At 70.6% G+C, this 21,231-nt stretch carries 15 protein-coding genes; 7 read left to right on the top strand and 8 right to left on the bottom strand.

All coding sequences use genetic code 11. The features are described 5' to 3' along the window. Positions 1 to 24 precede the first annotated feature (24 nt). Together ACFWRO_RS05585 and ACFWRO_RS05580 are read left to right on the top strand one after the other, a co-directional pair. Entirely contained in the window at positions 25 to 1,206 is a 1,182-nt protein-coding gene (locus ACFWRO_RS05585) for a S8 family peptidase (RefSeq protein ID WP_384504658.1), read from the top strand. A gap of 255 nt (positions 1,207 to 1,461) precedes the next feature. Further along, a complete protein-coding gene (locus tag ACFWRO_RS05580; RefSeq protein WP_384504656.1) occupies positions 1,462 to 4,068 on the top strand; it encodes a hypothetical protein in 2,607 nt (868 codons plus the stop codon). A gap of 57 nt (positions 4,069 to 4,125) precedes the next feature. Here the strand turns inward: ACFWRO_RS05580 and mmsA are convergent, their stop codons facing one another. From mmsA to iolC, 5 genes are all read right to left on the bottom strand, one after another. Then, entirely contained in the window at positions 4,126 to 5,637 is a 1,512-nt protein-coding gene (mmsA, locus tag ACFWRO_RS05575; RefSeq protein WP_384504653.1) for a CoA-acylating methylmalonate-semialdehyde dehydrogenase, read from the bottom strand. Positions 5,638 to 5,651: 14 nt separating this feature from the next. Beyond that, entirely contained in the window at positions 5,652 to 7,520 is a 1,869-nt protein-coding gene (iolD, locus tag ACFWRO_RS05570; RefSeq protein ID WP_384504651.1) for a 3D-(3,5/4)-trihydroxycyclohexane-1,2-dione acylhydrolase (decyclizing), read from the bottom strand. Beyond that, positions 7,517 to 8,308: a 5-deoxy-glucuronate isomerase gene (iolB, locus tag ACFWRO_RS05565; protein WP_384505425.1), complete on the bottom strand. Its 792-nt coding sequence runs from the start codon at positions 8,306 to 8,308 to the stop codon at positions 7,517 to 7,519. The genes iolD and iolB overlap by 4 nt, the downstream gene beginning before the upstream one ends. A 29-nt stretch (positions 8,309 to 8,337) precedes the next feature. Continuing rightward, positions 8,338 to 9,279, bottom strand: a complete 942-nt coding sequence (locus ACFWRO_RS05560; protein WP_384505422.1) for a deoxyribose-phosphate aldolase — start codon at positions 9,277 to 9,279, stop codon at positions 8,338 to 8,340. A 230-nt stretch (positions 9,280 to 9,509) separates the two neighbouring features. Next, positions 9,510 to 10,457, bottom strand: coding sequence for a 5-dehydro-2-deoxygluconokinase (iolC, locus tag ACFWRO_RS05555; RefSeq protein WP_384505419.1), 948 nt, complete (start codon positions 10,455 to 10,457; stop codon positions 9,510 to 9,512). Positions 10,458 to 10,621: 164 nt separating this feature from the next. On the opposite strand from iolC, the gene ACFWRO_RS05550 reads away from it, so the two are divergent. Together ACFWRO_RS05550 and ACFWRO_RS05545 are read left to right on the top strand one after the other, a co-directional pair. Further along, a complete protein-coding gene (locus tag ACFWRO_RS05550; protein ID WP_384504648.1) occupies positions 10,622 to 11,530 on the top strand; it encodes a sugar phosphate isomerase/epimerase family protein in 909 nt (302 codons plus the stop codon). A 249-nt stretch (positions 11,531 to 11,779) separates the two neighbouring features. Next, the gene (locus ACFWRO_RS05545; protein WP_384504645.1) at positions 11,780 to 11,977 is read left to right on the top strand and encodes a helix-turn-helix transcriptional regulator; all 198 of its coding nucleotides are present in this window, start codon (positions 11,780 to 11,782) and stop codon (positions 11,975 to 11,977) included. Positions 11,978 to 11,981: 4 nt separating this feature from the next. On the opposite strand, the gene ACFWRO_RS05540 is transcribed toward ACFWRO_RS05545, so the two are convergent. Continuing rightward, on the bottom strand, positions 11,982 to 14,201 hold the full coding sequence (locus ACFWRO_RS05540; RefSeq protein WP_384504642.1) for an MMPL family transporter: 2,220 nt from the start codon (positions 14,199 to 14,201) through the stop codon (positions 11,982 to 11,984). A gap of 418 nt (positions 14,202 to 14,619) precedes the next feature. On the opposite strand from ACFWRO_RS05540, the gene ACFWRO_RS05535 reads away from it, so the two are divergent. After that, positions 14,620 to 15,318 carry a TetR/AcrR family transcriptional regulator gene (locus ACFWRO_RS05535; protein ID WP_384504639.1) on the top strand — a complete coding sequence of 233 codons (699 nt, stop codon included), beginning with the start codon at positions 14,620 to 14,622 and terminating at the stop codon, positions 15,316 to 15,318. Here ACFWRO_RS05535 and ACFWRO_RS05530 read toward each other — a convergent pair. Further along, positions 15,296 to 16,510 (bottom strand): cation:proton antiporter, encoded by a 1,215-nt coding sequence (locus tag ACFWRO_RS05530; protein ID WP_384504637.1) that lies wholly within the window; start codon positions 16,508 to 16,510, stop codon positions 15,296 to 15,298. The two genes, ACFWRO_RS05535 and ACFWRO_RS05530, sit on opposite strands and share 23 nt — an antisense overlap. 154 nt (positions 16,511 to 16,664) lie before the next feature. Here ACFWRO_RS05530 and ACFWRO_RS05525 point away from each other — a divergent pair, with 154 nt between their 5' ends. Next, the gene (locus ACFWRO_RS05525; RefSeq protein WP_384504634.1) at positions 16,665 to 16,898 is read left to right on the top strand and encodes a heavy-metal-associated domain-containing protein; all 234 of its coding nucleotides are present in this window, start codon (positions 16,665 to 16,667) and stop codon (positions 16,896 to 16,898) included. A gap of 119 nt (positions 16,899 to 17,017) precedes the next feature. Continuing rightward, on the top strand, positions 17,018 to 19,249 hold the full coding sequence (locus ACFWRO_RS05520) for a heavy metal translocating P-type ATPase (RefSeq protein WP_384504631.1): 2,232 nt from the start codon (positions 17,018 to 17,020) through the stop codon (positions 19,247 to 19,249). Positions 19,250 to 19,710: 461 nt separating this feature from the next. Here ACFWRO_RS05520 and ACFWRO_RS05515 read toward each other — a convergent pair whose 3' ends face one another. After that, positions 19,711 to 21,000 carry a citrate synthase gene (locus tag ACFWRO_RS05515; RefSeq protein ID WP_384504628.1) on the bottom strand — a complete coding sequence of 430 codons (1,290 nt, stop codon included), beginning with the start codon at positions 20,998 to 21,000 and terminating at the stop codon, positions 19,711 to 19,713. Positions 21,001 to 21,231 lie beyond the last annotated feature (231 nt).

The following is a 21,231-nucleotide window of genomic DNA, read 5'->3' as shown; positions in this document are numbered from 1 at the left end:
CGAAAGGTTCAGGTGCCCCACCACATGACGCGAATACCTCGCCGCGCCGTAGCGCTCGTGCCCGTCCTCGCGCTAGCCGCAGGCCTCCAGTTGGCGGTCTCCCCCACGGCGCAGAGCGCCCCGGCAATAGGCGACCTCCGCCTGGCCCCGACCTCCCTGGCCATCGAGAACAGCTGGATCGTGGTCCTGAAGGACGGCTCGACCCGCGCCGCGGACCTCGGCGTGACGCCGAAGCACGAGTACAGCAAGGTCCTCAAGGGCTTCTCGACGACCATGTCGAAGTCCAAGGCCTCGGCCCTCGCCAAGGACCCGCGCGTGGCGTACGTGGAGCAGAACGCGACGGTCCACATGACCGAGACGCAGCCGGGCGCGACATGGGGCCTGGACCGCGTGGACCAGCGGAACCTCCCCCTCTCGACGACGTACACGTACAACACACAGGCGTCGAACGTGACGGCGTACATCATCGACACCGGCATCCGGACCTCGCACAGCGAGTTCGGCGGCCGGGCGACGGTGGGCACGGACACGGTCGGCGGCGGCCAGAACGGTCAGGACTGCCAGGGCCACGGCACGCACGTCGCGGGCACGGTCGGCGGCGCGAAGTACGGCGTCGCGAAGGGCGCGAAGCTGGTGGCTGTACGGGTCCTGGACTGCAACGGGTCCGGTACGACGGCCGGGGTCATCGCGGGCGTCGACTGGGTCACGGCCAACGCGGTCAAGCCGGCGGTCGCCAACATGAGCCTGGGCGGGGGCGCGAACACCTCGCTGGACGACGCGGTGAAGCGCTCGATCGCGTCGGGCGTGACGTACGCGGTCGCGGCGGGCAACGGCAACTTCCTGGGCCTGCCGGCCCGGGCCTGCAACTACTCCCCGGCGCGCGTCCCCGAGGCGATCACGGTCGGCGCGACGGACTCCGCAGACAAGCGGGCCTCGTTCTCCAACTACGGCACGTGCGTGGACCTCTTCGCGCCGGGCGTCTCGATCACGTCGGCGTGGAAGGACAACGACACGGCGACGAACACGATCTCGGGCACGTCGATGGCAGCCCCGCACACGGCGGGCGTGGCGGCCCTCTACCTCTCGACCAACCCGACGGCGACCCCGGCCCAGGTATCCACGGCCCTGGTCAACAACGCGACGAACGGCAAGGTCGGCAACCCCCTCTCGGGCTCCCCGAACAAGCTGCTGCACTCGCTCTTCTAGACCCCGGGCCTGCCGGCCCACCAGATGCCCGAGGAGCTCCGCGTCCACCGGACACGGCCGCTCCTCGGGCATCGGCGTACGCACCTCGCCGGCCGCGACTGCCGCTCTGCTCGACTTGGCTCCCGCCGGAATGCGTAGAAGACTGGTAGGTGACGACTAGGACCACCAGAGGCCGATATGCCCTCTCGTTCCGAGCGGCACTCCCCGATCGAATCGTCATCATTGCCGGTACCTCGCGTAAAGCGTGCAGGGGCTTTGGCGATTCTCTCCGTTGTTCTTCTCATCACCGCTGTCTGCGGTGTGGGTTGGGTGTCACCGGCCTGGGAAGCCAAAGAGAGCTGGCCCGCCTGGATCCAGGCCGTGTCCGAGTGGTTCATGCGGTTCTTCGAAGGCGCCGCACGGGTCGTGACCGGCGGCAAGGACGGAGCCGGACTGAGTCTCCGTCTGTTGTGCTTGTTGCTGCTGATTTTCTCCTTCGTGGCGCTGCGCCGTTGGATGCTCCAGCGCAACGCGTTCAAGCCCGGTCCGGTGGACGTGCAGCAACTCGTCTCCTCGACCACGGAAGGCGAACCGTGCCTGGATGGTCTCACCGCCCAATTGCGTAAGCAGTTGTCGGAAACGAACCTCTATCCCCCGTCCGCGCTCCCCGCCGAATCCCCGGCGGAGAACTTCCTCGACCTGCTCGGCGACATCGATCTCGAGCCGAAGAAACTGGGGACGAGCATCCTGCGTCTGTTCAGTCGCCTTCGGCCGAAGGTCGCCTACACGGTGCGCGGAGTCCTGCGCGTACGGACGGAGGAGCCCAGGTACGGCGTCACCGTCACCGTCACGTCCTATGCGTTGAGAGGCAGCCGCACGGACACGCGGTGGCAAGCGACATGGGAGGAAGCGGTCCAGGCCGCGGGGTACTGGGTGATGGCCGCACTGGTGCCGGTCACTCAGGCGAGCCGAGGGGCGCCCTGGCAGGAATGGCACGGCCGGAATCTCCCGCCCGAGCTGTTCGCCGCCTACCAGGAGGCGAGAGAGCTCAGCCAGGACCGGAAATTCGACGATGCCCTCGACCGCTATTACGCGGCACTACGACTCGATCCCACCAACATTCACCTGCGTACACAGATCGCGGGGACACAGGAGAAGCTGTGGCTGCATCTCGATGCTCTGGAGACGTACCACGGAGCGATCCTCCTGGACGGGCAGAGCAGGGAGGAGCGGAACACCCGCCTGAGCAGGGCACCTTGGAATCCACGTCGATTCCTCTGCAAGCGCTACCGGTGGTGGCGCAACGGCCTGCTCGAAGCGCGCTTCCGCTATGCCGTCGTGCTTGGTATGGCCGAACGTACCGCTCATCAGTGGTGCAGGCCGACCGTAGATCCCGCCGACAACCGCAAGTGCCCACGGCGCGCCCACACCCGGAAGGAGATTCGCAAGTCACTGGCCCCCGCACTCGTCGAGAGGTACTGGCGGTCGGTCATACATCTCACGCCGCCTGGAAGGAGGTGGCCCATTTGCACCGAAGCGGGAGCACGAGAGTGGCTCGAGGGCGAGCTAGGAGAGAAGGGTCTCGACCAGAAGACGGTCAGTCTGATACTTCAGCTTGCTTGCGAGGAGGAGATGTACCAGCTCGCCTGTGACTACCCCTTCCTCCGTTTCCTCAAGCATCCCAGCAAACGGCGGAGCAGAGGACTCACATGGACCTCCCTCCGACTCAATCGAGACGTGTGGGCGCGTCTGCGTCTGGGATGGGCCGTGGATCAGACCGCAGAAGGAAATATCAAGGGATTGCGAAATGACGTCTATTGGCCTGCGAAGGTGGACGAACTCACGAAGCGGGTGGAGCAGGCGCGAGGCTGGTGGATCTGGCGGCGGACGACGGAGCGGCTCAGGAGCTGGCGGCTGTGGCCGCCTCGGCCATGGCAGGACAGGTACAACACGGCATGCATCTACGCGGTGGCGATGAGCGGCCAGAAGGACGAGCGGAAGCGGGACGACCTCGCCGTGAAAGCCGTGGATGAACTTGAGGCCGCGGCGAGAGCGGACTTGAACAGCTACCACCCCCTCATGCGCTCCTGGCTGCTCACAGAAGATCCTGATCTCGAATGGCTGCGCCCGAGCCCCCGATTCATACGCTTCGAACGCGAGACGTATCCACATGAGGCGCCCGATCGAGACCGGCCGCAGCGTCCGGTGTGGGCCGAGATGATGGCGTACGACCAGCAACTGCTGGGAGGCACCGCGCAGGTCATGGAACACATGTGGCGCCTGCGCGGAAAGCTCCTCCCCGCCGAGTCACACCTGATCGCCCAGTGGTTCATCACCGAGAAACTGGTCTGGCAGTGCGTCCATCGTGTGGCCGCCAATCAAGGCCGGGACTGGCGCGACCGGGAGAAGCTCCTGCAGACCGTCCGGGAGCTCGCCGACTCGACAATGCTGGCGAAGTACGGCCTCCCGTCAAAGCTGCCCGAACTGGACGACCTCCTGGACGAGGCGACGTGGCTCGACATCGGGGCGGCCAAGGAGAGCCTCAAGGGATTCGAGGAGACCATCGAGGAGCGGCTGCAAGTTCTGAGCCGAGCGATCGGCGGGCCCTCCAACTCGATGTCACCCATCCGCCGGAGCGATCAGTGGGTCGAGGCGGTCAAGCACAGTGGGACGTTCCCCAATTTCGTGATGCAGGCCGCAGTGCACCAGGTGTGTGCGGACTACGAGAGCACCTGGCGGGCGCTGCGTGACCAGCTCGATCCCGAGGACCATGAGTTGGCCTTCTCCAGAGCGTTGCACGGGCTCCACGAACCGGATGGGGCGTGGCGGCTCCTCGCCACGGTCAGGACCAGGGTGCCGGCCGGCTTCCGCCACGCCAGTTGACCTCGGCACAGCAGAAACCCCCGCCGGCCAGAGCCGACGGGGGTCACAGGACTTGTGTCAGTGGTTGCGCGGGAAGCCCAGGTCCACGCCCGCCGGGGCGTCCGAGGGGTCCGGCCAGCGGGTGGTGACCACCTTGCCGCGGGTGTAGAAGTGGACGCCGTCGTTGCCGTAGATGTGGTGGTCGCCGAAGAGGGAGTCCTTCCAGCCGCCGAAGCTGTGGTAGCCGACGGGGACCGGGATCGGGACGTTCACGCCGACCATGCCCGCCTGGATCTCCAGCTGGAAGCGGCGGGCCGCGCCGCCGTCGCGGGTGAAGATCGCGGTGCCGTTGCCGAACGGCGAGGCGTTGATGAGGGCCACGCCCTCCTCGTACGTCTCCGCGCGCAGCACGCACAGGACCGGGCCGAAGATCTCGTCCTGGTACGCCTTCGCCGTGGTCGGGACCCGGTCCAGGAGCGAGAGGCCGATCCAGTGGCCGTTCTCGTGACCGTCGACGGTGTAGCCCGTGCCGTCGAGGACGACCTCGCAGCCCTCGTCGGCCGCGCCCTTCACGTACGAGGCGACCTTGTCGCGGTGGACGGCCGTGATGAGCGGGCCCATCTCGGAGGTCGGGTCGTTTCCGGGGCCGATCTTGATCTTCTCGGCGCGCTCGCGGATCTTGTCCACCAGCTCGTCGCCGATCGCGCCGACCGCGACGACCGCCGAGATCGCCATGCAGCGCTCACCGGCCGAGCCGTACGCCGCCGAGACCGCCGCGTCCGCCGCCGCGTCCAGGTCCGCGTCCGGGAGGACCAGCATGTGGTTCTTCGCGCCGCCCAGGGCCTGGACTCGCTTGCCCGCCGCCGAGGCCGTGGTGTGGATGTGGCGAGCGATCGGCGTTGAACCCACGAAGGAGATCGCCGTTACGTCCGGGTGCTCCAGGAGGCGGTCCACCGCCACCTTGTCGCCGTGCAGGACGTTGAAGACGCCCTCCGGCAGGCCCGCCTCCGCAAGGAGTTCCGCGATCTTCAGGGACGGCGAGGGGTCCTTCTCGCTCGGCTTGAGGATGAAGGTGTTGCCGCACGCGATGGCGAGCGGGAACATCCACATCGGCACCATCGCCGGGAAGTTGAACGGCGTGATGCCGGCCACGACACCCACCGGCTGGCGGATCGACGCCACGTCGACGCGGCTCGACACCTGCGTCGACAGCTCGCCCTTGAGCTGGGTGGTGATGCCACACGCCAGGTCGACGATCTCCAGGCCGCGGGCGACCTCGCCCAGCGCGTCCGAGTGGACCTTGCCGTGCTCGGCGGTGATCAGCTCGGCGATCGCGTCCCGGTTGGCGTCGAGCAGCGCGCGGAACTTGAACAGGATCGTGGTGCGCTGCGCGAGCGACGCCGTGCCCCAGGTCTCGAAGGCTGTCTTCGCGGCGGCCACCGCCGCGTCGACCTCCTCGACAGAGGCGAGCGCCACCTGCGTGGTCACGGCGCCGGTGGCCGGGTCGGTGACCGGGCCCCAGTTGCCCGACGTGCCCTCGACGGTCTTGCCACCGATCCAGTGGTTGACGGTCTTGACGGTGTTCGTCATGACGAAATGCTCCTTCAGAGATGGCGGCGTCGGGCGGTGACGTGCCGGTCGTACTCCTCCCGGGCCTTGACCGCCGACGGGCGGGTCGAGGTCTCGGCCACGGGCACATCCCACCATGCCTGGGCGGGAGGCGGGCCCGACACAGTGTCTGCCGTTTCGGTCTCCACGTAGACACATGTGGGGACGGTGGACGAACGCGCGTCGGCGAGGGCTTCTCGCAGGTCACGTACGGTACGGGGGGTCAGTACCCGCATCCCGAGAGAGGCCGCGTTGGCCGCCAGGTCGACCGGGAGCGGCGCGCCGGTGAAACCGCCGTCCCTCGCCCGGAAGCGGTACGCCGTGCCGTAGCGCTCACCTCCCACCGCCTCGGAAAGCCCTCCGATGGACGCGTACCCATGGTTCTGCAGGATGACCACCTTGATGGGCAGAGCCTGCTGGACAGCTGTCACGATCTCGGTGGGATTCATCAGGTATGTACCGTCTCCGACCAGCGCCCAGACCGGTCGGCCGGGGGCCGCGATCGCCACTCCGATCGCCGCCGGGATCTCGTAGCCCATGCACGAGTACCCGTATTCGACGTGGTACTGGTCCGAGGACCGGGCCCGCCAGAGCTTGTGGAGGTCGCCGGGGAGCGAGCCGGCCGCGTTGATCAGGATGTCGCTGTCGTCGACCAGAGTGTCGAGTGCGCCGAGGACCTGCGCCTGGGTGGGCCTGGCCTCCTCGTCGGCGGCGGTGTACGCGGCGGTGACCCGCTGCTCCCAGCGCGTCCGCTCCTCGCGGTACGCCTCCGCGTACGCCGGGGCGACCGTGTGGCCGTCCAGCTCGGCGTGGAGGAGTTCGAGGCCCTCGCGCGCGTCCCCGACCAGTGGGCGCGCGGCCAGCTTGTGGGCGTCGAAGGACGCGACGTTGAGGTTGACGAAGCGGACGTCGGGGTCGGCGAAGAGCGTCGAGGACGCGGTGGTGAAGTCGGAGTAGCGGGTGCCGATCCCGAGGACGAGGTCGGCGGAGCGGGCGAGTCCGTTCGCGGTCGCGGTGCCGGTGTGGCCGAGGGCGCCGACGTCGGCCGGGTGGCCGTGCGGCAGGACGCCCTTGCCGGCCTGGGTGACGGCGACCGGGATGCCGGTGGCGGCGGCGAAGACCCCGAGGGCGGTCTCGGCGCCGCTGTACTTGACCCCGCCGCCGGCCACGATCAGCGGGCGGTCCGCGGCTCTGACCGCCCGTACGGCCGCGTCCAGTTCGGCCTCGTCCGGCTGCTGCCTGCGCACCCGCCAGACCCGTTCGGCGAAGAACTCCTCCGGCCAGTCGTACGCCTCCGCCTGCACGTCCTGCGGCAGGGCGAGGGTGACCGCCCCGGTCGCGGCGGGGTCGGTGAGGGCCCGCGCGGCGGCGAGCGCGGCCGGGATCAGCGCCTCGGGACGGGTGATCCGGTCGAAGTACACGGAGACCGGACGCAGGCAGTCGTTGACCGACACATCGCCGGCGTACGGGACTTCCAGCTGCTGGAGGACCGGGTCGGCGGGGCGGGTGGCGAAGGTGTCGCCGGGCAGGAGCAGGACCGGGAGGCGGTTGATCGTGGCGAGTGCGGCGCCGGTGACGAGGTTGGTGGCGCCCGGTCCGATGGAGGTGGTCACGGCGTGCGCGGAGAGCCGGCTGGACTGGCGGGCGTAGCCGACGGCGGCGTGCACCATGGCCTGTTCGTTACGGCCCTGGAGGTACGGCATCTCGTCGGCGTACTCGACGAGGGCCTGGCCGATCCCGGCGACGTTCCCGTGGCCGAAGATGCCCCAGGTCGCGGCGATCAACCGGCGGCGGACGCCGTCGCGTTCGGTGTACTGCGCGGCGAGGAACCGCGTCAGGGCCTGTGCGACGGTCAGTGTGGTCACGTGTATCCCTCCCCGTGGTCCGGGTGGAAGCAGATCTTCCACTCCCGGTCCGGTCCTGGTCCGGCCATCACGTTCAGGTAGTACATGTCGTGGGCCGGCTGCGCGATCGACGGGCCGTGCCAGCCGTCGGGTACGAGTACGGCGTCGCCGGTGCGGACCTCGGCGAGCAGGTCGGCGCCGCCGGGTCGGGAGGGGGAGATCCGCTGGTAGCCGACTCCGTCGCCGGCGATCTCGTAGTAGTAGATCTCCTCGAGCACGGACTCGACGCCGGGGCGGTGCTCGTCGTGTTTGTGGGGCGGGTAGGAGGACCAGTTCCCGCCGGGGGTGATCACCTCGACGGCGATCAGGCGGTCGGCCTCGAAGACGCCGGCGGCGGCGAAGTTCCGTACCCGCCGGGCCTGGTTGCCGCTGCCGCGGGCCTCGACGGGTACCTCCGGCGCGGGGCCGTAGCGGGCGGGGAGTCGTCGCTCGCACTTCGCTCCTGCCAAAGCGAAGCGGCCTCCCGCACCGGAGGCGATCTGGACCCGTGCGTCGCGGGGCACGTAGGCGAAGTCGGTCACTCCGCCGAACACGCTCTCGCGGCCCAGGAGTTGAAGCGTCTGGCCGTCGATCTGCACCGTACAGCCGCCGGTGAGCGGAAGTACGATCCACTCGCTTTCCCCGGTGTCCAGGAGGTGGGTGGCTCCTGGAGCGAGGTCGAGGACGCGCAGTGCGGAGTGCTCCCAGCCTGCCCGCTCGGGGTCGACGTGGAGCGTGTACGGCCCGTGGGAGGCGCTCCCGGCGGGCAGATGGAGCTGGTGGTGCTCGTGGTGATCGTTCACGCGTGCAGGGTCCTTCCTACCGTCTCGCGCAGCAGCCGCGCAGCGGTATCGACGGCTCCGGCCACATCGCCGTCCTCGGGGTAGAGCAGGGCGCGGCCGACGACGAGGCCCCGGACGGTGGGCAGACGCAGCGCCCGGCGCCATTTCTCGTACGTGACCTCCTGGGCGTCCGGGCCCGGTCCCGGGTCTCCGCCGAGGAGGACGGTGGGGAGCGTGGTGGCCGCGAGGGCGCGGGCCATGTCCTCGGGGTGGTCGGTGACGGGGACTTTGAGCCAGGTGTAGGCGGAGGTGCCGCCGAGGCCGGAGGCGACGGTGAGGGAGGTGATGACGGCCTCGGCGGAGAGGTCGTTGTGGAGCCTGCCGTCGTGGTCGCGGTGGCAGAGGAAGGGCTCGACGAAGACGGGCAGGCCGAGGGCGGCCATCTCGTCGACGGTACGGGCGGCGGCGTGCAGGGTGTCGAGCGAACCGGGGTCGTCCGGGTCGATCCGCAGCAGGAGCTTGCCGGCGTCGAAGCCGAGCCGGGCGAGGTCCTGGGGGCGGTGGCCGGTGAACCGGTCGTCGAGTTCGAAGGAGGCGCCGGCGAGGCCGCCGCGGTTCATCGAGCCGACGGCGAGGCGGTCGTCCAGGGCGCCGAGCAGGAGGAGGTCGTCGAGGATGTCGGCGGAGGCGAGGACGCCGTCGACGCCGGGCCGCGAGAGCGCGAGCCGCAGCCGCCCGAGGAGGTCGGCGCGGTCGGCCATCGCGTACGGCCGCGCCCCGACGCCGAGGGCGCCCCGCGCGGGGTGGTCGGCGGCGACGATCAGCAGCCGGTCCCGCTCCTCGAACAACCCCCGCGTCCGCCGCCGCGCCGCCGCCGCGGCCACCGCCTCAGGCCGCCGCGCCCGCACGTCGACAAGCCACTCGACGTCGACGGCCTCGGGCGCCCCGGCGAAGGGCACGGCACGCGCGAACCGCCTCGGCGGCGCGGGGTGCGCGGCGTGGCGGAGGGGGTCGGGGGTGGGGGTGTCCGGCGCGCCCGGTGGGCTGCCCTCGGGCGGGGAGGGAGGCCGCCGCTCCGGGGCGCCCGAGGAGGGCGGGGGCTCCGAAGGTGCGGACACGGGCGGCGCCTTCGGGCCGCTCGCGCGGCGGTGGGCTGCTCGGGTGCGCCAGGTGTCGGCGGGGTCGTGGGTCATGGGGTGCGCTCCGGGAGCGTGCCGGTTCCGGTGGTGAGGGCCTGGTCGATCTCGTCGGCGTAGGGCATCGCCGGGGAGCAGGCGAGGCGGCCGGCCACGATGGCGCCCGCCGCGTTGGCCCGGCGCAGGGTGCGGTCCAGGTCCCGGCCGGCGAGCAGCCCGTCGCAGAGCGCCCCGCCGAACGCGTCGCCCGCGCCGAGGCCGTTGACCACGTCGACCGGCAGCGGCGCGACCTCCGCGCTCTCCCCGTCGGCGGTCATGGCCAGGACGCCCTTGGGGCCCTGCTTGACGACCGCGAGCCGCACCCCGGCGGCGAGCAGCGCGCGGGCCGCCGCGTACGGCTCGCGCTCCCCCGTCGCGACCTCGCACTCGTCCAGGTTCCCCACGGCGACCGTCGCCGAGGCCAGGGCCTCCCGGTAGAGCGGTCCCGCCTCCGTCGGGTCGGGCCAGAGCGTCGGGCGCCAGTCCAGGTCGAGCACGGTCAGGTCCGCGCCGCCACGCTCCCGCAACGCGGCCAGCGTCGCCGTCCGGCTCGGCTCTACGCTCAGCCCCGTCCCGGTCACCCAGAACGCCCGGGCCGCCCGGATCGCCGCGAGGTCCAGCTCCTCCGGGCGGATCTCCAGGTCCGGCGCCTTGGGACGGCGGTAGAAGTGGATCGGGAAGTCGTCGGGCGGGAAGATCTCGCAGAACGTGACCGGCGTCGGGTACTCCCCGACCGCCGTCACCCACCGGTCGTCGACCCCGAAGCCGCGCAGCTCCTCGTGCAGGTACTCCCCGAACGGGTCCGCCCCCGTCCGGCTCACAAGCGCCGTCCGCCGGCCGAGCCGGGCCGCCGCGACGGCCACGTTCGCGGGCGAACCGCCCAGGAACTTCCCGAAGGTCTCCACCCGGGCGAGCGGAACACCGACCTGGAGCGGGTAAAGGTCCACCCCGAGACGCCCCATCGTGATCAGCTCGTACGGCTCCGGCTCCGCATCCACGCGCGCCACCTCTCACCTCGGCCCCGCACCCAGGTCTAGCCGTCCGCCCCGAACCCTGTCAACGCTATGTCCTTACATTCGGACGAGCGTCTTGACGCGTCGTTCCGGGCGCGGTCAAGGTGGCTCTCATGACGAAGCCGTCGCCGCTGTCCCGCATCCGTATCGGCTCCGCCCCGGACTCCTGGGGCGTCTGGTTCCCCGACGACCCCCGGCAGGTCCCCTGGCAGCGCTTCCTCGACGAGGTCGCCGACGCAGGGTACGCGTGGATCGAGCTCGGCCCGTACGGCTATCTCCCCACCGATCCCGCCGTCCTGGCCGAGGAGACGGGCCGCCGGGGCCTGCGGGTCTCGGCGGGCACGGTCTTCACCGGGCTGCACCACGGACCGGCCGTCTGGGAGAAGACCTGGGCCCACGTCGCGGACAACGCGGCGCTCGCGCGGGCGATGGGCGCCGAGCACCTGGTCGTCATCCCGTCCTTCTGGCGGGACGACAAGACGGGCGAGGTCCTGGAGGACCGCACGCTCACCCCCGAACAGTGGCGGAATCTCACCGGTCTGACCGAGCGTCTGGGCCGCGAGGTCCGGGACCGCTTCGGGCTGCGGATCGTCGTCCACCCGCACGCGGACACCCATATCGACAGCGAGGAGAACGTGGCCCGGTTCCTGGACGCGACCGATCCGGACCTGGTCTCCCTCTGCCTGGACACCGGGCACTACGCGTACTGCGGCGGCGACAGCGTCAAGCTGATCGAGACGTACGGCGAGCGCATCGGCTACCTCCACCTCAAGCAGGTCGACCCGGAGGTCCTCGCCGGGGTGATCGCCGACGAGGTGCCGTTCGGGCCCGCCGTGGCCCGGGGCGTGATGTGCGAGCCACCCTCGGGTGTGCCCGCCCTGGAACCGGTCCTGGCGGCTGCGCAGGCGCTCGACGTGGAGCTCTTCGCCATCGTCGAGCAGGACATGTACCCGTGCGAGCCCGACAAGCCGTACCCCATCGCGGTCCGCACCCGCCGCTTCCTGCGCTCCTGCGGAGCGTAGGAACCTCCGGAGCGCCTTCCGCCACGCCGATGTGACCATGCGTCACTTACGTCACATCCGTCCTCCTGTCGTCACACATGTCTCCATTACGCGGGCTTTACGTCACAGCCGTTCGACAGCCGCTCTCCTCCCGTTGCAAGGGGTCGTTGCAGGGGGCACAGGCTCAGTGATCGCCAGCGTCCGCCCCCGCAGCTCCCCCGAACGGCACCCCCGCCGTGCCGCTGCGAGGCGGGCAGGGAGGTGCCACGCATGACGGACAGAAGGCTCTGGTCGTACAAGGACATCGCCGCGCACATCAGGGTGCAGCCGGACACCGTCCGCTCCTACCGGAAGCACGGCCTCCTGCCGCCGCCCGACCATGTCGAGTCGGGCAAGCCCTTCTGGTACGCGGACACGATCCACTCCTGGGTCGCGAACCGCCCCGGCAACCGGAGCCGCCGGGACTGATCCGTCAGCCGCCGACGGGCTCCTTGGCCCGTTCGGTCACAGGGGTGGGGGGCGGCGTCGCCGGGGCGCCGCCCTCGCTTATCCCGAACCGGTCGTGGAAGCGGCGCAACGGGCCCGGCGCCCACCAGGTCAGCCGGCCGGTCAGCTTCATCACGGCGGGCACGAGCAGACTGCGGACCACCATCGCGTCCATCAGCACGGCGAGCGCCACCCCGAGGCCCAGCATCTTGGTGTTGGTCACCCGGGAGGTGCCGATGGCCACCATGACGACGGCGAGGATCACGGCGGCGGCGGTGATGAGGCCGCCGGTGCGGCGCAGCCCGAAGCGGACCGCGTGGTCGTGGTCGCCCGTCGCGTCGTACTCCTCCTTGATCCGGGAGAGCAGGAACACGCCGTAGTCCATGGAGAGTCCGAAGGCGACGCAGAACATCAGCACCGGCAGGTTCGTCTCGATGTCGCCGGTCGGGGTGAAGCCCAGCAGCCCGGAGAGGTGGCCCTCCTGGAAGACCCAGACGAGTGCGCCGAACATCGCCGTGAGGCTGAGGGCGTTGAGGACGACGGCCTGGATCGGGATCACCACGCTGCCGGTCAGCAGGAAGACCAGGACCAGGGTGACGATCACGACGATCGCCAGCGCCCAGGGCAGCCGGTCGGCGATGGCGTCCTTGGAGTCGACGAGGACGGCGGCCTGGCCGGTCACCGAGGTGTCGAACGGGGCGGGTGCGGCGCGCAGTTCGCCCACGACGCGCTGGGCGGTCTCACCGACGCCCTCGCCCTCCGGCACCACGGTGAAGTACGCGTGGTGCCCGGCGCCGCCCGCGCCGCCGCCCGCGCCGGCGGTCACGGGCCCGTCCACCCGGACGATCCCGTCCAGGGCCTGGATCCGCTCGCGGTATCCGGCGTACGCGTCCGGTGTGGCACCGCCCTCGGCGAGGACGGTGAGCCCGCCGCCGGGGCGGCCGGGGAAGCCCGCGCGCAGTTCGTCCTGGACGACCCGGGACTCGGCGGTGGTGGGCAGCTGGCGGTCGTCCACCGTGCCGAAGTTCACGCCCAGGAAGGGCAGTCCGAGGAGGATCAGACCGGTGGCAGTGGCCACGGCGAACACCGGCGCCCGTCGCATCACGAGCGCCGCCGTCCGCGCCCACCCGGCCCCGGGCTCGGCGCCCTTGGTCACCTCGGCGCCGTCGGCATCGGGTCCCGAAGCGGCGCGGCGGCGGAACAGGCGGCGCAGGTCGAGCGCGTTGACCCGGTCGCCGAGCAGCAGCAGCGCGGCGGGCAGCAGGATCAGCGCGGCGGCCGCCGCGAGCAGCACGACCGCGATGCCGGCGTAGGCGAAGGAGCGCAGGAAGTACTGCGGGAAGACGAGCATCGCGGCGAGCGAGACGGCCACGGTGAGCGCCGAGAACATGACCGTCCGCCCGGCGGTGCGCAGCGTGATGCCGATCGCGGTCCGGGGTTCGGCCCCGGCCGCGAGCTCCTCGCGGAAGCGACGGACCACGAACAGGGCGTAGTCGATGGCGAGTCCGAGCCCGAGGGCGGTGGTGAGGTTCTGCGCGAAGACCGAGACGTCGGTGAACTCCGTGAGACCGCGCAGCACCGCGTTCGTCCCCAGGATGGCGACGATGCCGATCCCCAGCGGAAGCAGCGCGGCGACCGCGCTGCCGAAGACCATGACGAGCAGGACGAGGGTCACCGGCAGGGCGATCAGCTCGGCGCGCAGCAGGTCCTCCTGGATGACCGTCTGCATCTCGTGCTGCACGGCCAGCGGACCGCCGAGGGAGACCTCGACCGGCCCGTGCGTCCCGCGGTACTCCGGGGCGATCCGCTCCAGGATCTCGCCGGCGGCCTTCTCGTCGCCCTCGACCCGGGCGGCGATCACGGCCTGCCGGCCGTCCTCGGAGCGCAGGGCCGGGGCGCCGGTCCCCCAGTACGAGCCGATGCCGCTCACGCCCGGCTCCGCGTCGAGCCGCTCGGCGAGCCGACGGGCCTCGGCGGCCACGGCGGGATCGTCGACCTTGCCCTTCCCCGCGTCCACGAGCAGGAGCAGGTTGGGCTGGGAGGCGGGGAACTCCCGCTCCAGGACCTGTGTCGCGTACGTGGATTCGGCGTCCGGGTCCTCCCAGCCGCCGCTGCCCATCCGGTCGGCGACACCGCCGCCCGCGAGGACGGCGAGCGCGGTGATCACGAGCGCGACCAGCAGGGACAGCCGCGGCCGCGCCGTCACGAACCGCGTCCACGCCCCGTCCCGGGAACCTCCCGCGGAGCCGCCCGCGGACCCGCCCGCAGACCCACGCGGCGACCCGCCCGGAGAACCGGCCCGGGAACCGTTGCGAGAGCCGCCCCGGGAACCCCCCGGCGACCCGCCCACCGGCCCACCCGGAGAACCTCCCGACTGACCGCCCGCCGGCCTACCCGACGGACCCCCCGGAGAACCCGGCGGACCCGCCTGACCAGGCGCTGTCTTCTTGACTTCGGCCATGACGCGGTGTCCCCTTCACCTGACCCATGCGCTCCGCTCCCCGGCAGGCCGCATGGGTCGACCATTGCCATAAACTGGCAAACACGAGCGACCACTCGCGTTTCCCAAGAATGCGAGCGACCACTCGCATTTGTCAATCGCGTCGAGGAGGCTGTGGACAGCCATGTCCGAAGAACCGAAGCCGCGCCGCCGCCAGGCCCGCGGCGAGCGCCGCATCGCGCAGCTGCTCCAGGCCGCCGCGAGCGTCTTCTGCGCGCAGGGGTACACAGCGACCAGCACCAACGCCATCGCCCGCGAGGCGCACGTCTCGCCGGGCACGCTCTACCAGTACTTCCCCAACAAGGAAGCCATCGCGATCGAGCTCGGCGACCGCCTCCTGCACGAGATGCGGGAGGCCCACGGCCAGGCGTTCAGGCCGGAGAACCTCGCGCTGCCGCTGCCCGAGATGCTCGACGCCGTCGTCGACCCGATGATCGAGTTCAACTGCCAGAACCCGGCCTTCCTCGCCCTGATGCACGGCTCCGAGGTCCCCGGCCGGATCGCCGAGGAGCACGACGCCCTGCACGTCTCCCTCCTGGCCCGCATCCGGGACCTGCTGGGCCACTACATCCCGGACATGCCGGAGGCGGAGCGCGCCCTCGTCGCCGACATGACCTTCGCCGTCTTCAAGGGCGGCCTCGCCCTGGTCCTCGCCGCGCCCGAGGGCCCGGAGCGGGACGCCGCCTCCGCCGAGCTGAAGCGGGTGCTCTTCCGCTACCTCGACCCGGTCGTCGGCTCGGTCCTCACGGACGGCCTCACCACGGACAGCGTCACCATGTACGGCGTCACCACGGACAGCGTCACCACGACTCCGACCCCCTGATCGCGTCCTTCGGCAGGGCCTTCTCGCCCGACCCCGCCCGGATCTTCAGCGCGACGAGCGGGAAGACGAGGACCGAGAGCATCCCGGCCCCGACCAGCGCCGCCGCCTCGCCCGCCGAGAGCGCCTTGTCGTCCACGCCGATGGTGGTGATCGCGACGACGAGCGGCAGGGCCGTGGACTCGTAGAGCACGAGCGCGCCGCGCCCCTTGCGCGTCAGGTCGCCGGGGGCCAGGAACCAGACCGGGCCGCCGCGCACCACCAGGAACAGCAGCAGGAAGAGCGGCAGCAGGAGCAGCGTCCGGCCGCCGTCGAGCAGCGAGGCCAGGTCGAACTCGATGCCGGTGACGATGAAGAAGACCGGCACCAGGAAGCCGAAGCCGACCGCCTCGACCTTCTCCAGGATCGCCGGTCCGGCCTCCGGCGCGGCGCCGGTCAGGACGAGCCGGGTGATCATTCCGGCGGCGAACGCGCCGAGCAGCACGTCGAGTCCGAGGGCCTGGGAGGCGCCCAGCATCAGCGCGAGCAGCAGGAAGACGAAGCGGACCGCGAACTGGCCGCTGGTGTGCAGGGTCTTGCGGATGACCGTCGAGAACCACGGCGGCCTCGGCCGCAGCGCCCAGAAGACGGCCCCCGCCGTGAGCGCCGCGAAGACGGCGAGCAGCGCCGTCGACTCGGCCGCGCCGCGGCCGCTGAGGAGCAGCGCCATCGCGATGATCGGCCCGAACTCCCCCACCGCGCCGAAGGCCATCACCACCGAGCCGAACCGGCCGCGCAGCTCGCCCGCGTCCCGCAGCACCGGCAGGACGGTGCCGAGCGCGGTGCTGGTGAGCGCCACGCCGATGAAGACGCCGTTGTGGAACCCGTCGCCGAGGAGCACCCCGGTCCCGAGGCCGAGCACCAGGGCGATCAGCCACGCCCACACCGAGCGCTTGAGGATGTCGCCCCGTACCTTCCCGAACTCGATCTCGTACCCCGCGAGGAAGATCAGCATCGCGAGCCCGAGCTGCGAGAGTCCGTCGATGAGGGCGCCCGTGTGCGCCCAGCCGAGGACGTCGGGGCCGATCAGGATGCCGAGCAGGATCTCGAAGATGACGAGCGGGACGGGCAGTCGGCGCCCCACCGCGTGGGCGAGCAGCGGCGCCAGGACGGCGATCGACATGATCAGGATCAGCGTGGTCCCCGAATGCGACATATCGGGTATCTATCACCCTTGGCGCGTCGACGCGCAGGGTGACCTCCCCGAACCCACGTCGCATCTCCACGGGAGTGGAATTTATACCCCCTAGGGGTATAATCTGTGTTTCAGTACGAGTCCGCACCAGCACGCCCTCGAAGAGGAGACCGTCATGACCGCCGAGACGACGACCGCACTCACCACCGTGTACCAGGTCAAGGGAATGACCTGCGGGCACTGCGAGGGCGCGGTCTCCAGCGAGATCTCCGAGATCGCCGGGGTCTCCTCCGTCAAGGCCGTGGCCTCCACCGGCCAGGTCACCGTGGTCTCCGAGGCCGCCCTCGACGTGGAGGCCGTCCGCGCCGCCGTCGACGAGGCCGGCTACGAGCTCGTCGACCAGGCCTAGCCCGTCCCAGGACCGGCCGGCCAGTCCTAGAAGAGCCTCTCGTTCGGACCGGCTCCCACACCACCCCCGCAGGGCCGTACCGTTGACCGGTACGGCCCTGCTCCCCTTTGGAACCGCACATGACTCCGAGCACCGCGACCGCCACCGAGACGACCGAGCTCGTCATCGGCGGGATGACCTGCGCCTCCTGCGCCGCCCGCGTCGAGAAGAAGCTCAACCGGATGGAAGGCGTCACGGCGACCGTCAACTACGCGACGGAGAAGGCCCGGATCGCCCACCCGCCGGAGACCGCCGTCGCCGATCTGATCGCGACGGTCGTCAAGACCGGTTACACCGCCGAGGAGCCCGCACCGCCGGTGCCGGACCCCGAGGCGTCGGACACCCCGGAAAGCACACGGGCGCAGGACCCCGAACTGACCGCGCTCCGCCGCCGCCTGACGGTCTCGGCCGTGCTGTCGGCTCCGGTGGTGCTGCTCGCGATGGTCCCTGCCCTCCAGTTCGACAACTGGCAGTGGCTCTCCCTGACCCTCGCCTCGCCGGTCGTCGTCTGGGGCGGGCTGTCGTTCCACCGCGCCGCGTGGACCAATCTGCGGCACGGCGCGGCGACCATGGACACCCTCGTCTCCGTCGGGACGCTGGCCGCCTTCGGCTGGTCGCTCTGGGCCCTGTTCTTCGGCACCGCGGGTATGCCGGGCATGCGGCACGGCTTCGACCTCACCGTCGAGCACACCGACGGCGCCTCCTCCATCTACCTGGAGGTCGCGGCCGGGGTCATCACCTTCATCCTCCTCGGCCGCTATCTGGAGGCTCGCGCCAAACGGAAGGCCGGCTCGGCGCTGCGCGCCCTGATGGAGCTCGGTGCCAAGGACGTGGCCGTTCTGAGGGGAGGTACGGAGGTACGGGTCCCGGTGGCCGAGCTGCGGGCCGGTGACCGCTTCGTCGTCCGCCCCGGCGAGAAGATCGCCACCGACGGGACGGTCGTGGAGGGCGCCTCCGCCGTGGACGCGTCCCTCCTCACCGGCGAGTCCGTGCCGGTCGACGTGACAGCCGGCGACCCGGTCACCGGTGGCTGCCTCAACACCTCCGGACGCCTCGTCGTCGAGGCGACCCGGGTCGGCGCCGACACCCAGCTGGCCCGGATGGCCAAGCTGGTCGAGGACGCCCAGAACGGCAAGGCCGAGGTGCAGCGCCTCGCCGACCGGATCTCGGCCGTCTTCGTGCCCGTCGTCCTCTACATCGCCCTCGCCACCCTGCTGACCTGGCTGTTCGTGGTCGAGGACACCACCGGCGCGTTCACCGCCGCCGTCGCCGTACTGATCATCGCCTGCCCCTGCGCCCTGGGCCTCGCGACCCCGACCGCGCTCATGGTCGGCACCGGGCGCGGCGCGCAGCTGGGCATCCTGATCAAGGGCCCCGAGGTTCTGGAGTCCACCCGGCGCGTCGACACGGTCGTCCTCGACAAGACCGGCACGGTCACGACCGGCCGGATGCGGCTGACGAAGGTGTACGCGTACGAGGGTGTGGACGAGGCCGAGCTGCTGCGCCTCGCGGGCGCCCTGGAGCACGCCTCCGAGCACCCGGTGGCCCGGGCGGTCGCGGCCGGCGCAGCCGAGAAGCTCGGCGAGCTGCCCGTACCGGAGTCCTTCGCGAACGTGCCCGGTCTCGGGGTGCGCGGCACGGTGGAGGGCCACGCCGTCCTGGTGGGCCGCCCGGCGCTCCTGGCGGCCGAGGGGATCGAGGTGCCGGGGGTGCCGGAGCCGGGGGCCGTACAGGTCGCCTGGGACGGGCGGGCGCGCGGGGCGCTCACGGTCGCCGACGCCGTGAAGGAGACCAGCACGGAGGCGGTCACGCGGCTGCAGGCCCTCGGCCTGACGCCGGTCCTGCTGACCGGCGACGGGCGGGCGGTGGCCGAGACCGTGGCGGCGGAGGTCGGCATCGACCCGGACCGGGTCTTCGCCGAGGTCCTGCCGGAGGAGAAGGTCGAGGTGGTCCGCCGCCTCCAGGCGGAGGGCCGGACGGTCGCGATGGTCGGGGACGGCGTGAACGACGCCGCCGCGCTCGCCACCGCCGATCTGGGTCTTGCGATGGGCACCGGGACGGACGCGGCGATCGAGGCGAGCGATCTGACGCTGGTCCGCGGGGACCTGCGGGTGGCGGCGGACGCCATCAGGCTCGCCCGCCGGACCCTGGCGACGATCAAGGGAAACCTGGGATGGGCGTTCGGTTACAACGTGGCGACGCTCCCGCTGGCCGCCCTCGGTCTGCTGAACCCGATGATCGCCGGATTGGCCATGGCCTTTTCGTCCGTCTTTGTCGTGACAAACAGCCTGCGGCTTCGACGCTTCACGTGAATTGACCTACACGTGACGCACAGGACCTTCACAAAGAGACCTAGATCACAGATATTTGGGGGTAACCATTCGGGCCGTTCGCGAGTCTAAGTGGGCGATGCCAAGAACGTCTTGGGGGACGTTCATGGGATGTCTTGGGGGACGTCTCAGGCAGCAGCGTTGGCCGGGGCACGTGCACCGGGGAGCTTTGAGCGGCCCTCCCGTACGTACGTACCCCGGCAGACCGCGCGGCCCGCGTAGCTTCTGCTGAACCCGGCAGACGCCCGGCCCGGATCCCGTGGGGGGAATCCGCACCGGGGATATGGAAAGCGCCCCGCTCGTCGACCCGTGGGGGGATCGACAGCGGGGCGCTTTTCGTTGCGCGCTCGTGCGGCGCCGCCGAGCGCGGCGCCTCGTGACGAGGCCAGGCGGCCTCGTGACGAGGCCAGGCGTCAGGCGTCGACGAGGTCAGGCGTCAGGCGTCAGCGGCCCTCGACCGGGACGAAGTCGCGCAGGACCTCGCCGGTGTAGATCTGGCGCGGGCGGCCGATGCGGGAGCCCGGCTCCTTGATCATCTCGTGCCACTGGGCGATCCAGCCCGGCAGCCGGCCGAGCGCGAAGAGCACGGTGAACATCTCGGTCGGGAAGCCCATCGCGCGGTAGATGAGGCCCGTGTAGAAGTCCACGTTCGGGTAGAGGTTGCGCGAGACGAAGTACTCGTCGGAGAGCGCGTGCTCCTCCAGCTTGAGCGCGATGTCCAGCAGCTCGTCGGACTTGCCGAGCGCGGAGAGCACGTCGTGCGCCGCCGCCTTGATGATCTTGGCGCGCGGGTCGAAGGACTTGTACACCCGGTGGCCGAAGCCCATCAGGCGGACGCCGTCCTCCTTGTTCTTCACCTTGTTGATGAAGGAGTCGACGTCGCCGCCGTTGGCCTTGATGCCCTCGAGCATCTCCAGGACCGACTGGTTGGCGCCACCGTGCAGCGGGCCCCAGAGGGCGGAGATGCCGGCGGAGATCGACGCGAACATGTTCGCCTGGCTCGAACCGACCAGGCGGACCGTGGAGGTCGAACAGTTCTGCTCGTGGTCCGCGTGCAGGATCAGGAGCTTGTCGAGCGCGGAGACCACGACCGGGTCCAGGTCGTACTCCTGGGCCGGGACCGAGAAGGTCATGCGCAGGAAGTTCTCGACGTACCCGAGGTCGTTGCGCGGGTAGACGAAGGGGTGACCGATCGACTTCTTGTAGGCGTACGCCGCGATCGTCGGCAGCTTGGCGAGCAGCCGGATCGTGGAGATGTGCCGCTGCTCCTCGTCGAACGGGTTGTGGCTGTCCTGGTAGAAGGTGGACAGCGCGGAGACCACGGAGGAGAGCATCGCCATCGGGTGGGCGTCCCGGGGGAACCCGTCGAAGAAGCGCTTGACGTCCTCGTGCAGCAGCGTGTGCTGGGTGATCTCGTTCTTGAAGGTCGCCAGCTCGTCGACCTTGGGGAGCTCACCGTTGATCAGCAGGTACGCCACCTCCGTGAAGGTGGAGCTCTCCGCCAGCTGCTCGATGGGGTAGCCGCGGTACCGCAGAATGCCCTGCTCGCCGTCGAGGTAGGTGATCGCGGATTTATAGGCGGCGGTGTTGCCGTAACCGCTGTCCAGGGTGACCAGACCGGTCTGGGCTCGGAGCTTCCCGATGTCGAAGCCCTTGTCACCGACGGTGCTGTCGACCACCGGGTAGGTGTATTCACCGTCCGCGTACCGCAGTACTACAGAGTTGTCGCTCACGTCATCCCTCACCGACGTAGTGCCTCTTCTTCGAGGTGCCCTGACTGTCTCTACCATCCCCCATTTGGCTCAGGAGAGTGCACTCGGGGTCGACCATTGGGCCAATTGGCGGCACTCAGTGCCGCCAACCTGCTCATCTTGCCCCCTTCGCCCCGCTTCCGGAAGTCCGGGGTGGTCTTTCGCACCGTCGCCACCCGGCCGCTCGCACGGCCACCGCACTGCCGCTCACCT

Source organism: Streptomyces sp. NPDC058579 (assembly GCF_042718575.1).
GTDB lineage: Bacteria > Actinomycetota > Actinomycetes > Streptomycetales > Streptomycetaceae > Streptomyces.
This window is presented reverse-complemented; position numbering and strand designations above follow the sequence as displayed.